Annotated in this window: 13 protein-coding genes, 2 pseudogenes and 1 riboswitch; of the genes and pseudogenes, 12 read left to right on the top strand and 3 right to left on the bottom strand. The window is 35.3% G+C overall.

Going from position 1 to position 16,226, the window contains the following annotated elements; all coding sequences use genetic code 11:
* Window positions 1-584 precede the first annotated feature (584 nt).
* On the top strand, window positions 585-1,289 hold the full coding sequence (locus tag LPC09_RS12855) for an SAM-dependent methyltransferase (RefSeq protein ID WP_231309707.1): 705 nt from the start codon (window positions 585-587) through the stop codon (window positions 1,287-1,289).
* Window positions 1,290-1,366: 77 nt separating this feature from the next.
* Here the strand turns inward: LPC09_RS12855 and LPC09_RS12850 are convergent.
* Together LPC09_RS12850 and LPC09_RS12845 are read right to left on the bottom strand one after the other, a co-directional pair.
* A pseudogene (locus LPC09_RS12850) lies at window positions 1,367-2,877 on the bottom strand (glycine betaine uptake BCCT transporter).
* Window positions 2,878-3,398: 521 nt separating this feature from the next.
* Window positions 3,399-4,583 (bottom strand): MFS transporter, encoded by a 1,185-nt coding sequence (locus LPC09_RS12845; protein WP_231309706.1) that lies wholly within the window; start codon window positions 4,581-4,583, stop codon window positions 3,399-3,401.
* 69 nt (window positions 4,584-4,652) lie between these two features.
* A riboswitch (purine riboswitch) is annotated at window positions 4,653-4,752 on the bottom strand.
* 113 nt (window positions 4,753-4,865) lie between these two features.
* On the opposite strand from LPC09_RS12845, the gene LPC09_RS12840 reads away from it, so the two are divergent.
* From LPC09_RS12840 to LPC09_RS12805, 9 genes are all read left to right on the top strand, one after another.
* Window positions 4,866-5,207, top strand: a complete 342-nt coding sequence (locus LPC09_RS12840) for an avidin-fold protein (RefSeq protein WP_231309705.1) — start codon at window positions 4,866-4,868, stop codon at window positions 5,205-5,207.
* A gap of 77 nt (window positions 5,208-5,284) precedes the next feature.
* Entirely contained in the window at window positions 5,285-6,277 is a 993-nt protein-coding gene (locus tag LPC09_RS12835) for a lipoate--protein ligase (RefSeq protein ID WP_231309704.1), read from the top strand.
* Between the two features lie 637 nt (window positions 6,278-6,914).
* Window positions 6,915-7,046 carry a hypothetical protein gene (locus LPC09_RS27360; RefSeq protein ID WP_269217434.1) on the top strand — a complete coding sequence of 44 codons (132 nt, stop codon included), beginning with the start codon at window positions 6,915-6,917 and terminating at the stop codon, window positions 7,044-7,046.
* A 146-nt stretch (window positions 7,047-7,192) separates the two neighbouring features.
* Complete coding sequence (locus LPC09_RS12830; protein WP_231309703.1) at window positions 7,193-8,161, top strand: S8 family peptidase; 969 nt, start codon at window positions 7,193-7,195, stop codon at window positions 8,159-8,161.
* Window positions 8,162-8,319: 158 nt separating this feature from the next.
* Window positions 8,320-8,940, top strand: coding sequence for a DUF3298 and DUF4163 domain-containing protein (locus tag LPC09_RS12825; RefSeq protein ID WP_231309702.1), 621 nt, complete (start codon window positions 8,320-8,322; stop codon window positions 8,938-8,940).
* A gap of 218 nt (window positions 8,941-9,158) precedes the next feature.
* Complete coding sequence (locus tag LPC09_RS12820; RefSeq protein WP_231309701.1) at window positions 9,159-9,959, top strand: amino acid ABC transporter substrate-binding protein; 801 nt, start codon at window positions 9,159-9,161, stop codon at window positions 9,957-9,959.
* Window positions 9,943-10,638 (top strand): amino acid ABC transporter permease, encoded by a 696-nt coding sequence (locus LPC09_RS12815; protein WP_269217433.1) that lies wholly within the window; start codon window positions 9,943-9,945, stop codon window positions 10,636-10,638. The genes LPC09_RS12820 and LPC09_RS12815 overlap by 17 nt, the downstream gene beginning before the upstream one ends.
* A gap of 14 nt (window positions 10,639-10,652) precedes the next feature.
* Window positions 10,653-11,402 carry an amino acid ABC transporter ATP-binding protein gene (locus tag LPC09_RS12810; protein WP_231309700.1) on the top strand — a complete coding sequence of 250 codons (750 nt, stop codon included), beginning with the start codon at window positions 10,653-10,655 and terminating at the stop codon, window positions 11,400-11,402.
* A gap of 253 nt (window positions 11,403-11,655) precedes the next feature.
* A complete protein-coding gene (locus LPC09_RS12805) occupies window positions 11,656-12,216 on the top strand; it encodes a sugar O-acetyltransferase (RefSeq protein ID WP_231309699.1) in 561 nt (186 codons plus the stop codon).
* Window positions 12,217-12,455: 239 nt separating this feature from the next.
* Here LPC09_RS12805 and LPC09_RS12800 read toward each other — a convergent pair.
* Window positions 12,456-13,626 (bottom strand): annotated as a pseudogene (locus LPC09_RS12800) (IS110 family transposase).
* Between the two features lie 560 nt (window positions 13,627-14,186).
* Between LPC09_RS12800 and istA the strand changes: the two are divergent.
* Together istA and istB are read left to right on the top strand one after the other, a co-directional pair.
* Window positions 14,187-15,476: an IS21 family transposase gene (gene istA, locus LPC09_RS12795; RefSeq protein ID WP_098794821.1), complete on the top strand. Its 1,290-nt coding sequence runs from the start codon at window positions 14,187-14,189 to the stop codon at window positions 15,474-15,476.
* Window positions 15,469-16,224 (top strand): IS21-like element helper ATPase IstB, encoded by a 756-nt coding sequence (gene istB / locus LPC09_RS12790; protein ID WP_098794820.1) that lies wholly within the window; start codon window positions 15,469-15,471, stop codon window positions 16,222-16,224. The genes istA and istB overlap by 8 nt, the downstream gene beginning before the upstream one ends.
* Window positions 16,225-16,226 lie beyond the last annotated feature (2 nt).

Genomic DNA, 16,226 nt, shown 5'->3' with positions numbered 1-16,226 from the left:
ATCCAAAAGATGGATCCTTTGTCAATTTACGATATATGGTATAAATACCCTGAATTTTAACTTCTAAACATAATTCATGTAGAAATCTTCTCAAGATCAGACTATACGGGTATGGTAAATAGTGCTTTCAAACGATGGGAAGTAAAAAATATCCTAAAGATAATAAAAGTTCTTTATGAATAAAGATGTCTTAAAAGGACGAAGAAGATTAGTAGATTACTATTTTCATATTTTGCATTTTCAAAAGCGGATATACACAAAATAATTTAGAATCAAGAAAAAAAATATGCATTTCATAATAGATCCATATGGTCCAACTCGTCGAATATAAGCCACACGATATGCTGGAATTGTTTCGATTTTGCATTTCATAAATTATTTCTTCCCCTCGTTATTTGTATTTTTTGGTACATTTTTACAGTAGTATGATTTAAAATGATATACAATTGAATTTTTAAAAATATGTAAATGAATAGAAAACTGTGGCAAACAAATGCGAGTACTTTTGAAATTTTAAAAAAAGGTTAACATTTCCAATTGATCATGTTAATATAACACTAATCTTTGACAAGAGGTGAGTGTAGTTGAGTAGAGTTGAGCAGAGTACAAAGTTAGATTTAGACCGTATTATTTTTATTGGAAGAACCTTTGAAGAGTATCTGGATATGTTCTCCCTTTCAATAGAAGAGGTAAGGGGGAAGAAGCTACTTGATTGTCCAGCGGGGGCTTGTTCATTTACTGCAGTAGGTAACAAATCTGGTGTAGACGTAACAGCCTGTGATATTGCTTATGATCATTCGTTTGAAAAACTAAAAAATAAAGGCCTACAAGATATCGAACACGCTATGGAAAATATTGAAAAAGCCAAAAACAAGTTTAAATGGAATTATTTTAAGAATATCGATCACCTTAGAAACCATCGTATAAGAGCTCTACAAGATTGCGCTTCTCATATGAGTGAATCTGAGGGTAGATATATTCCTGCAGCATTGCCAACGTTACCGTTTCATTCTGATGAATTTGATATGACTCTTTCTGCACATTTTTTATTTATGTATGGAGATCGCTTAGAGTACCAGTTTCACATCGAAACACTAAATGAGTTATTAAGAGTATCAAAAGAGGAAGTTCGTATTTTTCCTTTAGTTGATTTAGAAGGGAAAAGGTATGAGCATTTAGAACAGATAAAAGAATATCTAATGAACAGTGGTTGTCGTGTTGAAGAAGTGAACGTTTCATATGAATTTATGTCAAACGCTAATTCAATGTTATTAATAAAAAGGAATTAATTTATTAGAAGAACCAAATATACCTATCGAATCAAAAAAATAAACGACATAGTAGCGGATACTATGTCGTTTATTATTTATGTTTTTCTCTTTTTTATCTTACCTATACCAAGTTGTTTCGCTTCTTCACTTAAAGCCTTCAATAAGCTGATGGCCATCAAAGCGATAATAATTGAAAATGGTAAAGCAGCGATAATCATCATATTTTGTAATGCTTGAAGACCCCCGGTATATAATAGTGCGAGTGCAATGGCAGAAAGTAATATTCCCCATGTGAATTTTACCTTATTCCCAGGTGAGTGTGATCCATTTGTTGTCATCATCCCGAGTACATAAGTTCCGGAATCGGCAGAAGTTATGAAAAATGACGCAATAAGCACCATAGCTGTAATGGATGTAACGAGTGAAAATGGATAATTAGCAAAAACACCAAATAACGATTCTTCGGCAGATAAATTCGATATTTGTGCCATTCCATTATGTTCAAGGGCAATAGCTGATCCTCCAAATGCAGAGAACCAAACAAAAACAATAATTGTAGGGACTAGTAGTACATAGAAAATAAATTCCCTAATACTTCGTCCTCTTGAAACTCGCGCAATAAAGACTCCTACAAAAGGTGACCATGCAATCCACCAGGCCCAATAAAAAATGGTCCACCCATTAATCCACCCACGAATATCTTCGTTTAGTGGGGCAATTCTAAAGCTCATTTGTGGTAATGTTTGTATATATGTCCCAATCGTATCGGTAAGCAAATTCAAAATAAATAACGTTGGACCGAAGATAAACATTAGTAGCAAAAGAGCAGCAGCTAAAACCATATTTGTATTACTTAATATTTTGATTCCTTTTCCTAAACCAGTCATTGCAGATATTAAAAAGAGAACAGTCACAATAGCAATAATTAAAAATTGTACCCCAATCGTTTTAGGTACTTGAAAAAGATAAGCCAATCCACCATTAATTTGTACCGCTCCAAATCCTAGTGAGGCCGCAACACCAAGAACAGTTGCCAAGACAGCAAAGATGTCAATAGCTTTTCCTTTTTACCGTTTACCTTATTACCAAAAATGGGCTCTAAAGTAGCACTTATTAAACTTAATTTCTTGTGTCTAAAATGAAAATAAGCAATGGATAGAGCAACTATGGCATAAATGCTCCAGGCATGAATTCCCCAATGAAAAAAAGTAAAACGAAGAGCATCTTTGATTGCTTGATTAGTCCCAATTTCACCCGTAGGAGAACTTATCGCATAATGGCTAATCGGTTCTGATGTTCCATAAAACACAAGCCCGATCCCCATACCGGCACTAAACAACATGGCAATCCAAGTGGGAGTAGAGAATTCAGGTTTTTCATCTTGGTTACCAAGCTTAATTCTTCCCACTGGTGAAATAAGAAAATATAGACAGATAACAAGAACGATCGTGACTAGTATTAGATAATACCATCCAAATGCATCAGAAAAAAATGCTTGAATATTTGCCGTTATCTCTTCTAATTGATTAGGAATAATAACGCCTGCAATAACAACCAAAGAAAGAATGATTAGTGAAATGTAAAACACTATGTAACGCTGTTTCATCAAAATACCCTCCCACATGTGTTAACGACATATTGTAGTATCTACTTTTTTCCTTTATTTCATGTAAGGAAGAGGTAAACTTTGGTCAGAAATTTAGAATAACATAATTGTGAGGACGAAAAAATTCACCTTTAACGAGGGGTGCATAAATGTATTTCTTCATCATCAACCAAAAACAAAAAGCCGGTGGCAGAATAGCTGCACAAATTTTTGACCGTATTAAAAAAACACCCTCTATATAATGGAGCAAAATGTAAGAGTTATGTAACAGTATATACAAGGCATGCAAAATATCTTGCTCAACAAATGGCTACCACTTATAGGGAAGAGGTTCAGTGTTTGATTGTGATTGGTAGAGGAATGAACATTAATCCTAGTGCAAGGATCAGACCATAGATGTGAATGGTGCAACATTTCGAAGGAAGAAGAATCTAGGAGGATTATGGGAGTGGGAGTTTAGTTTTTTTAAAGCATGGGTGCATTTCTTCAGAAAGAATTATGCACCCATGCTGATAATAAAATTACTTTTGAGCAGTAGACATAGCCATAGAATGCTCTCTTTTTATCGTGATTCTTGTTAAAGAAAAGACCGCACAAAGTAAGGAAATCAACACTATACCGCCACCAAACCATGCAGTATGAGCGACAGTTCCAGAATGACTTAACACAGCTCCACCAAATGCTGAACCAAGTGAAATACCGACCTGCAATGCAGAATTATTAAAGCTTTGCTGTATGTCAGATGTCGCAGGGTCTGTTTGAATCAAGTAGCTTTGTTGTGGTGGTGCTAAACTCCAGCTTAAAGCTGCCCATATCATCATAACTGGTATGAAAAGGATAAGTGAAAATGTAGTAAAAGGTAGTACAAATAAAATAATGGCAAATGAGCTAATCACAACGATGATGCTTTTGCTAGCTCCAATTGAATCCGAAAGAATTCCTCCGAATGCTCCACCACTTACAGCTGCAATACCAAATAATAAATAACAAATACTAATCCAACCATAATTCAGATGAAGCTCTGTTTCTAAAAATGGTGTGAAATAGGCATAAAGAGTATAGTGTCCTGCTAACATAAACATGGTGGCAAGATGTGCACTACCTATTTTCATGCTAGCTACTGCTTTTAATTGTTGTGATAATGGAATGCTGTTTTCGCCAGGAACGCGCTCTAAAAAGATTGAAATAAGAAGTATCGATCCAATCGATAAAACAGCGATAGCTAGGAAAATAAAACGCCATCCCAATGAATTGGATATCATAATTCCCAGTGGCACACCCATGACAAGTGATGAACTAATCCCCATATAAATCAGTCCTAGAGCTTTTGCACGGTGTGTTGGTGCTACAATTTTAGCAGCAATTGTTAAGGAAAGCACAACAATCAGCGCTGTACTCATGGCAGTCAGGACTCGTGCTACCATCATAAAAGTAAAACTGTAGCTAAAATAGGTCATAATATTACCTATGAAGAAAACAAATAGAGAGATGATATATAGCTTTTTTCGCTCCATTTTACTCGTTATCACAAGTAAAACCGGACCCGAAACAGCATAAATGAGGGCAAAAACGGTTATTAGTTGCCCGGCACTACTTAACGAAATGTTAAAATCGTTTGCGATTGTTGGTAAAATTCCACCTACAATCAATTCAACTAAACCTACTGCAATCGTTGATAAAGCAAGGATGAAAACTCTGAAATTCATAGTTTATAGACCGTCCTTTCCTAATTTGAGTTAGTTTCAGAAAAATAAAAAAATCCTGATTACAGAAAACGAAAAAATTCATTTTTCTGTAATCAGGATTTTAAGGTTCCTGGTAGAGACCCTCAAGCCATATCCTTGAGGTTATACAGTCATAAATATTTAGTTCATAAACTACTTTGAAGAGTTTACTAGATTTTATTATATTTTTCAAGTATCAAAAAAACTCCAGTTTAAATGTGCTAGTATAATCATAGAAAATAAAATGGCAAGGAGTGGAATAAATTGATCAATTATCATGGTAGAACATTTGTTTCCGTTAATAATTCTGCAAATGGTGAGGTGTCTTCAAATACTTTTTTTGACTATAAACAAGACGGAAAGATCATTTCAGCTTCCTATCAAGGAGGAGAAATTGTCAAAGGAACACTTATTGGTATAGTAAATGAGGACGGGAGCTTAGAATTTAGGTACAACCACGTAAACATTAATCATGAACTAAGAGGCGGTCAATGTAAGTCAACGCCAGAGGTTTTGCCTGATGGTAGAATTAGGTTACATGAGAAGTGGAAGTGGACTGATTCTGACCAGAGTGAGGGAGAGTCTATTATCGAAGAGGTTTTATGATGTTTTCAGATTTGCATCCTAATGTCAAAATATACGATACTATTAGGAAAAGGAAACGAAGCTAGGGAGGAACTAACATGCTTTTTATTGATAACAAAGGAATGACGGATCCAAGAATTAATTTAGCCATTGAGGAGTATGCAGTAAAACATTTAAATCCAAACGAAACTTATTTATTATTTTACATAAATGAACCATCGATCATTATCGGTAAAAATCAAAATACAATCGAGGAAATTAATACTTCTTATGTTGAAGAAAATAATATTCATGTAGTAAGAAGACTGTCAGGTGGTGGAGCTGTTTACCATGACGAAGGGAACTTGAATTTTAGCTTTATTACGAAGGATGATGGAGAAAGTTTCCACAACTTCAAAAAATTCACCGAGCCTGTAGTACAAGCCCTTGAAAAATTAGGAGTAAAAGCAGAATTGAGCGGAAGAAACGATATCATTGCTAGTGATGGGCGTAAAATTTCCGGAAATGCTCAATTTTCAACAAAAGGAAGAATGTTTTCACATGGTACATTGTTATTTGACTCAGAAATCGATAGCGTCGTTGCTGCATTAAAAGTTAGGAAAGATAAAATCGAGTCAAAGGGAATTAAATCAATTAGAAGTCGAGTAGTAAATATTAGCGAATATCTAAACGAACCAATTACAATTGAACAATTTAGAGAGCTCTTGCTTCGCTATATATTTGACGGTACTGATTCAATACCAACCTATGATCTCAATGAAAATGACTGGAAAAAGATCAATGAAATCTCAAAAGAGCGTTATCAAAACTGGGATTGGAATTATGGAAAATCGCCGAAATTTAACTACCAGCACTCACACAGATTTCCAGTCGGTCAAATCGACTTACGCCTTGAAGTACAAAAGGGCATCGTGAAGAATTGTAAAATCTATGGAGACTTTTTCGGCGCAGGAGATGTTGAAGAAGTAGAGAATGCTCTTGTTGGTGCACGTTATGAAAAAGAAGCCATTGAAACAGTGTTTGAGAATATTGATGTTAAAAAATACTTTGGAAATATAGAAAAGGCGGATTTGGTTAGTTTATTTTATTAAGATGATGAAATACTCTTAAACCTATTAGATCCTTTAAAATGTAACACGAAATGACCATCAAAGTGCACTATGTTTTGATGGTTTTTTTGTTTATATGGAGGGTTTTACACTCAATTTTTATGCTTTTTAACTTATAAACGATACAGATGAGTGACGTTATAGTAAATTTTGTTGATCTCTATATTGTTTTTACCACTTATTGGATTTTGCGAATGGTATGATAGTGGCTGATTGTTTAAAAGCATACGCAATCTTTTTTACGTATGTTTTTACTAGTATCTATGTTTCATACAAGTAATGGTCCAATTCATAAAATTGAACAGTATAAATCGATTCAATAAGCTTTGCACTTTACAGTGTAAACTCAAAGTAGTAAACGGAACTCGTTATATTTTCTCATCACTTTATTTTGATTGTAGGTATTAAGTAAGAGGGGATCTGACAAGTATGCAGTATAATTGTATGAAAATTCATAATATTGATGCTCGATAAGCTTGGTCATGATACAATGAGAATTGACATACATTCCATATTTATCCTAATTTTCCAAGGGGGAGTTTCTTCCGTTTTGAAAACCAGCCTTACCAGTCATCTTGTTACTGTGTAGGGCTATTTTTGTAAAAAGGAGGTGGTAATCGTGTTGGAGTGGTTAGAGCTGCTTCTCAAATTGTTAGTTGCTGCTGCCACACTTTTCTCTTCCATCACACTAGGGTTGAAAAATTTAGATGACTTAAAAAAGAAATCAAAAAAGAAAAGACGCTTCCTGTAAGGAAGACGTCAATAAAAACTGCTTACAACTAAATTATAATACAAATCATAACAAAAGGTACGGAAAAAATAAATAGAAACAGATGTTTCCTTGGAGATGAAAGGAAGTATGGAATGATGTCACCTTAATATAAAGGAGGAATCACAATGAGTAAAGTTGGATTAATCCCTTTCACCATACAAACTGTATTAAAAGATACAAAAATTATTCCACCTGGTATTGAATTAGTCGGTGCTCCTACTGCTTGGGAGCAAGGTTATTTTGGTCATGGAAATGTAATAGCTGTTCTTGATACAGGATGTGATTCCAGTCATTTCGAGCTTCAAAATCAAATTATTGATGGTTATAATTTTACAACTGATGATCAGGGAGACCCGAAAAACATAAAAGATTATAACGGACATGGTACCCATGTGTGTGGAACAATTTGTGCTGAAGAAAATGATAGAGGTGTTGTTGGTGTAGCACCAAAAGCAAAGCTCCTTGTATTGAAGGTGCTCTCCGGTCAAGGTTATGGAGAAACAAAATGGGTGACCGAAGGCATTCGTTATGCGACAAAATGGCGTGGACCTAATGGAGAGCGTGTAAGAGTCATTAGCATGTCATTGGGAGGAAGAGACGATGATCAGGAGCTTTATAAAGCTATTCAGGAGGCAATTAACCAAGAAATTCTAGTCGTTTGTGCTGCTGGAAATGAAGGGGATGGAAGTTATGAAACAGATGAGTTTGCCTATCCAGGAGCTTATCCTGAAGTTGTACAAGTTGGTTCGGTGAATTTGCAAAAGGAAATTTCCGAATTTAGTAATACGAATAAGGCGATCGATCTTGTTGCCCCTGGTGAAGAAATTCTATCAACCTATCTTAATAACGAATTCGCCGTCTTATCAGGAACTTCTATGGCGACCCCACATGTGTCAGGTGCTGTTGCCCTCATTATTGAGCAATGTGAAAAAGAGTTTGACCGTCCTCTAACTGAGGCTGAAATTTACGCTCAACTTATAAAAAGAACACGTTCATTAAACTACAGTCGCCGCTATCAAGGGAATGGAATGTTGAACTTAACATTAGTCTTCGGTTCAGAAATAAAAACCATCCAAACAGCCATTACTGAGTAAACAATTGTATCGTTATATAACCTAGAAGCACCGAATATATTTATATAGACTCAGACTCCTTTTAATTAGAATAGGAGCTTTTGGGGGACAGGTTCGTTGTCCCATTGGGACAACGAACCTGTCCCCCCGTCTCATTGAGTAAAGGAGGATGGATAACAATGCCTTTTACGTTACCTGTTAGTATTAAAACGTTAACAGCCAGTACAGGACCGAAACAAACCGTTTATTATCCAAGAGTGTTCAATATGACAAATCAACAACTACAAAGGCAAATTAATCACACGATTGTTGCTGAAACGCAAAAGCTCATTAACAAGCAAGTTGGGAATATGCCAACAACAGTAGAAGAAATGCTAGGTTACTATGAAATAAAGAATAATCAACGACAAGTTCTGAGTTTATCACTTTCTAATTATACGTATCACTACCATGCTGCTCACGGTATGACCTATTTAAAATCTTTGACCTTTGACTTAGAAAAAGGGAAACAGTGCCAGCTCAAAGACTTATTCAAACCAGGTGCAGATTATGTCAAAAGGCTCTCAGACATCATTAGTCTGCAAATCAAACAACGTGACCTTCCTTTATTGAACGACTTCACTACGATCAAACCTACTCAAGACTTCTATATAGCTGATAAAGCTCTAGTCATTTATTTTCAATTATATGAAATAACTCCATATGTTTACGGCTTTCCAATGTTTCCGATTTCTGTATACGACATCCAAGATCTTATCGATGAAAGCGGACCACTTGGTCGCATGGCTGTGAATGATTGAAAGAAAGACAGGGGGACAGGTTCTTTGTACCATTGGGACAAAGAACCTGTCCCCCTGTCTTGTCCCCCTGTCTTGATTTGCGAAAAATGTTGTGGCATTGTAAATAAATGCTTAGGACAAGAAATAATTTCTCTTTATATGTTGGTAAGATGAATAAATGGAAAGAATATACCTTAAACAACAACCAAACAGCAAATAGATTATTAGGAGGGTTTCTTATGAAGAAACTAGCACAAAGTTTAATGATGTTTATATTCGTTTTGATGATCACTGCTTGCGGTGCAAATCAAGAAGAAAGCAATGAAAATGCAACAGAACAAGAACAAGATAGCGCAAAAATTGAAAAACTAACTGTTGGAACAGAAGGTACATATGCTCCATTTACTTTCCATAATGAAGAAGGAGAACTAACTGGTTACGATGTTGAAGTGATGAAAGAAGTTGCGAAACGTATGGGAGTAGAAGTAGAATTTATGGAAACACAATGGGATTCGATGTTTGCAGGACTAAATTCAAACCGATTTGATCTTATTGCGAACCAAGTCGGGATTAATGAAGATCGTTTAGCAAACTATGATTTTTCAACACCATACACCTATTCATCTTCCGTTATTGTTACACCTACCAAAACAGATGATATTACTTCATTTGAAGATTTAGAAGGGAAAAAATCTGCTCAATCATTAACAAGTAATTATGGTGCGATTGCTGAAGAAAATGGAGCAGAGCTTATCGGGGTTGAAGGCCTTGCACAATCGATTCAACTAATTAAGCAAGGAAGAGCCGATGTAACAGTAAATGATAAATTGGCTGTACTTGATTATATGAAAAATCAAAATGATAAAGATGTAAAAATTGTTGCTGAATCAGACGATGTGTCCGAGATGGCTTTTACGTTTAATAAAGGAAACGAAGAATTAGTTAAGGCAGTGAATGAACAGCTAGCTGCAATGAAAGAAGACGGAACATTAGCGAAAATATCACAAGAATGGTTTGGTGAAGATGTTTCTACAAAATAATACCATAACAGCAGAAATGGGAGGATGGGAGTTATTTATGAACTCTCTTCTCCCAATGCTTTCTGGGGCGATCCAATATACAATTCCGCTTACCTTAATTTCATTTGTAGGGGGATTAATTTTAGCTTTGCTTTTGGCCATGATGCGCTTATCCAAATCGCGCGCTATACAACTTCCTTCGATTATCTTTGTGTCAGCCATTAGAGGCACACCCTTACTCGTGCAATTATTCATCATTTTTTATGGACTACCAAACATTGGAGTAAATCTTGATCCTTTTATAAGCGCTGTTATCGCATTTATTTTAAACGTTGGTGCATATGGTTCAGAAATAATTCGTGCTTCTATTCTGTCAATCCCAAAAGGTCAATGGGAGGCTGCTCATACAATTGGTATGCCAAGATGGACAGCACTAAGGAGAATTATTCTTCCTCAGGCAGCAAGAGTCTCAGTTCCACCATTATCAAATTCATTCATAAGTTTGGTAAAGGACACTTCTTTAGCATCCCTAGTATTAGTGGCAGAATTATTTCGAAAAGCCCAAGAAATCGCTGCCAGAACGTATGACTTTTTACTTTTATATGTAGAAGCGGCCCTTATCTATTGGGTGATCTGTTTTGTATTATCTTTAGTTCAAGTTGTGATAGAAAAACGTCTTGATCGATATGTCGCTAGATAGAAAGGGGGAAAACCATGTATTTATCAATAAAGGGTTTGGCAAAATCATTTGGCGAAAACCATGTATTAAAAAATGTTGATGTTGATGTGCAAAAGGGAGAAGTGGTATCGATTATTGGACCTTCTGGTTCAGGTAAAACAACATTGCTTCGCTGTTTTAATGGTCTTGAGCAACCTGATAAAGGGAAATATACTTTTAATGATGGTCTAACACTCGATTTTGAAAAAAAATTAGATAAAAAAGATATGGTCAACCTTAGTAGAAAATCAGGAATGGTCTTTCAATCATATAACCTTTTTCCACACAAAACTGCACTTGAAAACGTAATAGAAGGTCCAATAATTGTTCAAAAACGAAAAAAGGCTGAGGTCATAGAAGAAGCAAAGATCCTGTTGGAAAAGGTTGGGTTAAAAGATAAGCTGGATTTTTATCCGCATCAATTATCTGGAGGTCAACAACAACGGGTAGGAATTGCAAGAGCGTTAGCGCTTAAGCCTGAACTAATGCTATTTGATGAGCCAACATCTGCGCTCGATCCAGAATTAATTGGTGAAGTGTTAAGTGTTATGAAGGACTTAGCAAAGGAAAACTGGACGATGATCATTGTAACCCATGAGATCCAATTTGCAAGTGAAGTTTCAAATAAAGTTTTATTTATGGATGGCGGTTACATCGTTGAACAAGGAACACCAAATGAAGTGCTTAAAGCTCCAAAAGAAGAAAGAACAAAGCAATTTCTACAGAGAATATTACATCCTTCTTAGAAAACTGAATATCTTTGCTAGTTTGTCGACTACAGCAAATTTAACAAGAGTAAAAAATAGGGGTTGTTCAGAGTACATCGAACAGCCCCTTTTTTTACTACAAATAAAAGGATAGTACGAGCTCTACTGTTGGTTAATGACCGTTAAAGGTTTTCTAACAATATAAAAAATGAAAAAGCAGGGAATCCGTTTTGTTGTAGCCGGTGAAAGTCAAGATTATTAAAGAAAAAGGATAAAGGAGATTGTTTATTTTATGAGAACAGAAAAGGAAATCATGTTAGCTGGAGAAATGTACAACCCTGCTGATCGGGAATTATTAAAGGATCGAGAAGAAGCAAGACGAAAAGTTAGGATTTATAACCAGTCACTCGAAACAGAAGTAGAAAAACGGACGGAATTATTAAAAGATTTACTAGGTTCCACAGGTGAAAATGTATATATGGAGCCAAATATCCGTTTTGATTATGGCTATAACACGCATGTAGGCGAAAACTTTTTTGCAAACTTCGACTGTACAATTTTAGACGTGTGTGAAGTGCGATTTGGTGATAATTGTATGCTTGCTCCTGGTGTGCAAATCTACACGGCAACACATCCACTTCATCCTACGGAGCGTAATTCTGGAAGAGAATATGCAAAACCAATTACTTTTGGTGACAATGTATGGATTGGTGGTGGTGCTATCATAAACCCTGGGATTACAATAGGTGATAATGTTGTGATTGCATCAGGTGCAGTAGTGACGAAAGATGTACCTGCTAATGTTGTAGTTGGTGGAAATCCTGCCAAAATAATTAAGCAAATTGAATTATAAGTGCTGATTTATTGTGTTATACAGAGGTATGTTTAAGACAAGCCGATAAACTACAGAGTTTTGCTTCGCAGTACAACGAAATAGTGTAGAAGTAATCTTCATCAAAACCAGCTAATAGTTGTCAACATTTTTCAATAAAAAAATTAAAATAATGATGATATACTAAAAATGAGTATGCTAAATAGCCTTCCTTATCTTAGTATTTGGAAGGTTTTGTTTTATTTTGATAAATATAGTCTCTAAGCTAATTCTTGGAAAGTAGTTTTGTTCTTTAAAAGTGCGTAAATCAAGTGTAAAAGCTTATTAACACAAGCGATAATTGCTACTCTATAGGGTTTACCTTCATTGCGTTTTTTATCGTAAAACTCTCTTAATTTTCTATTCCTAGGAATAACAGTGTCACTCGTCTTTTGCTTTCGGGCATCTCGAATTCCACAGTATACAGCCATAAATAATGCTTGCCTTAGCCTTCTGGATCCTCTTTTCGTTATCCGATTTTGGGTTGCCGTAAATCGTCCAGAAGAGTAAACGCTTGGATCAACTCCTGCAAAGGCAACTAATTTTTTAGGGTGATTAAACCGATCTATTTCTCCAATTTCGGATATGATTGTTGCCGCAATCTTTCCTCCGATACCAGGGATAGACTGGATAATCTTATATTCTTCCATTTCTTTAGCGAGGGCATCTATTTCTGCTTCAAGTTGTGATAGGTGCTCTTGGTATTGAAGAACAATGGTAATTAACATCTTTAAGTTAAAAATAAGGCTTTCATACAAGTTGCTTTGAAATGGATTTCGTAATGCTGCCTCAATAAGCTTTTGTGCTTTTTCTTTTGCCCACTTTTCAGAACGTCTTGTACATAACGATACAATCTTTTCGGTTAAAACAGATTCTGTAGTTTTTAGTACATGTTCAGAAGTAGGGAACAAGGAAAGAGTCTGTAAAGATACTTTCGAATATAAATCACCAAAGACCCCTCTATACTCAGGAAATACCTGATCTAGTACTGTTAGAAGCTGTATCTTGGTTTGAGAAGAGATACTTGAAATGGTCTCTTGTTGCCTTGTAAGATTACGAAGGTTTAAGAGTTGGATACCTCTTTTCTTATACGGTTCAATTTCTTCTTTATAGAATAAAAGAGATTAGGGGATTCACAATAATATAAATATATTGATGTTCCTCCAAAAATTGAATGACTGGAGATTGATAATGTCCTGTCGATTCTAAGATAACCGAAGGTTGTTTACCAGCAGCTACTTTTTCAACCTCTTTTAAGAATACTAATAGACCCTCGAAACCATCCACTGTATGTTTTACACTAAAGCTTTTACGAAAAGGTTGTCCCTTATCCAAGAATGCTTGTACCTGACTTTCTCCTTTCGAAACATCCAGACCTATTACTGGATTCATCAATCATCTCCTCCTTAGAATTTAAGATTAGTCGGTTGTCCCTAGAGCTGCTTGTACTGTCATAGGTTCGCTTGTTAAACGGGATCCATGTCCCAACCAGCCTGAAACATGATTATACAAGTAGGGAGTGAACAGTTTTGCTGACGGGATCCATGTCCCACAAGCGCTTCGTTCTACTCCGACTACCGCTATAATAAAACTAAATAAAAAAAGTTCAACCAGTAAAATCTGGTTAAACTTATATTACGAACAAAGCGCCATTCTTGTTTCATCAAAAATGACGCTTTGTATTTTAATTCTGGAAATTTTATCAATACCCACTTGAAGTATTTTTTGTTTTTTGCTGAAGGTAATAGGTTAGACTTGGAGAAATCTTATTTATAAAAAGGTGGTGAATAAATGAGATTCTTACCAATCGACCTAAAAAAACATAGAGATTATTTAATTAAATTTAGAAAAGATTCTTTTATATAAATGCTAATTTAATAATGTACAAAGATGATCATATAAGAATGTACAGTTCTGCAATATGCATGCATAATTACTTTGAGGTGGAGAGAATGCATGTACAGCTAGATTTACAGACAGAAATAGAAATTAAAAGCCTAGAAGATTTACCACAGTTAAAATTTCTTATGGAGAGCTTAAATATGAAAATAAATAAAAGTAAGGTTGGGCGTGAAATGGGTGTAGATAGGAGGACAGTGGATCGGTATTTAAAGGGCATGGGATCAAATAAAACTCGTAATAGAAAGTCTAGAATAGATGAGTTATATGATGTGATCTCTGAATTACTCTCAAAAGAATCAATACAAACTTTTTACTACAAGAGGGTTCTCTGGGAGTACCTAAAGGACAACCACGGTTTGGATTGTTCCCAGTCTTCTTTCCGAAGATACATATCGAACAAACCTGAGTTCCAAGCATACTTTACCGATGGCCAGAAGACTCAAGCCAATCAATCAGTTATTCGGTTTGAAACCCCTCCAGGGGAACAAGCACAATTCGACTGGAAGGAGAACATAAAATACGTAACGTCTGAGGGAGAAATTTTAAAGGTCAATGTAGGAGTCTTTCTGTTAGGAAATTCGAGATACAAGTCTTATGGTTTGACCCTGTCAAAGTCACAAAGTGTATTGATGTCATTTTTGATGGAGAGCTTTGAAGCAATCGGAGGGGTTCCAAAGACCATATTAACAGACAATATGAAAACAGTAATGGATGAACATAGAACAGAATATTCAGGAGGAGTGGTTAATGAACGTTTTGAACAATTTGCCAATGATAGTGGATTTGAAATTAAACCCTGTATTGCAGGAAGACCAAGGACAAAAGGGAAAGTAGAGAGTATTATGAAGCTTTTAGATGAAATTCATGCGTATCAGGGGAAGTTCACTTTTGAAGGTCTTCATCAATTTGTACAAATGCTTTGTGAACGCCATAATCAAAGTTTTAATCAAGGTAATAGGAAAATTCCGATACTTGCCTTAAAACAAGAAAAGAGTCACTTACTCCCCTTACCAAGGAAAGAAATAAGAGACTCTTATAAAATCAAACACAGGCTCGTAAAAGTAAACCCTGCAAGTATGATTACATACAAATCAAACCAGTATTCAGTACCAGCTGAATACAAAGGGAAAACCGTAGGTTTACAAGTCTATGACGACCACATACATGTTTATTATAACATGGATTTGATCGCACAACATCGAGTCAGTAAAAAGGTATTAAATTACAAGGAAGAACATTATCTAGACGTGTTGTCACGGGGGATGCCAGATTATCCTGATATTGACGAGCTAGCTAAAAATAATCTACTGACTATGGATGAGGTGTATAAAATTGAATAGTAGTTATCAACAATTAGTAAGTAATTTGGAATATTTAAACTTAAAACAGATGATAAATCATCTTCACGATACCATTGATTTTAGTACCAAGAATGAATTATCTTTCGTTGATACATTGATGAAGTTAACGAACTATGAAATTGATGTGCGTGAGAAGACAATGATTAATTCGATGGTTAAGGTGGGGGCTTTTCCCCACCGCAAAGAGATAAATGAGTTTAATTTTAATTTTCAACCAGCAATAAATAAACAACAGATTCTTGATTTTATTTCTCTGCGGTTTATCGAAGATAAACAAAATATTATCTTCATGGGAACGAGTGGTGTCGGTAAAACCCACTTAGCTACTTCCATAGGAATCGCTGCAGCTAAAAAACGAACAAGTACCTATTTTATTAAATGTAATGAACTTATCTTGAACTTAAAAAAGGCAAAGCTAGAAAACCGATTAGAATCTCGATTAAAGCACTATGGGAAGTATAAATTATTAATTATTGATGAAATTGGTTACCTTCCAATTGACAAAGAAGATGCCAAACTATTTTTTCAGCTGATTGATTTAAGATACGAAAAGAAAAGTACAATTTTAACAACAAATATAGGCTTTAAAGAATGGGATGCGGTGTTCCAGGATACTAAATTAGCAAATGCAATATTAGATCGTGTTTTACACCACGCAACAGTCGTAAATATTGTTGGTCCTTCTTACAGAATTAAAGATCACTTAGCAAAAGAAGATGATGATTAATT

Origin of the sequence: Metabacillus sp. B2-18 (assembly GCF_021117275.1) — a bacterium.
GTDB lineage: Bacteria > Bacillota > Bacilli > Bacillales > Bacillaceae > Metabacillus.
This window is presented reverse-complemented; position numbering and strand designations above follow the sequence as displayed.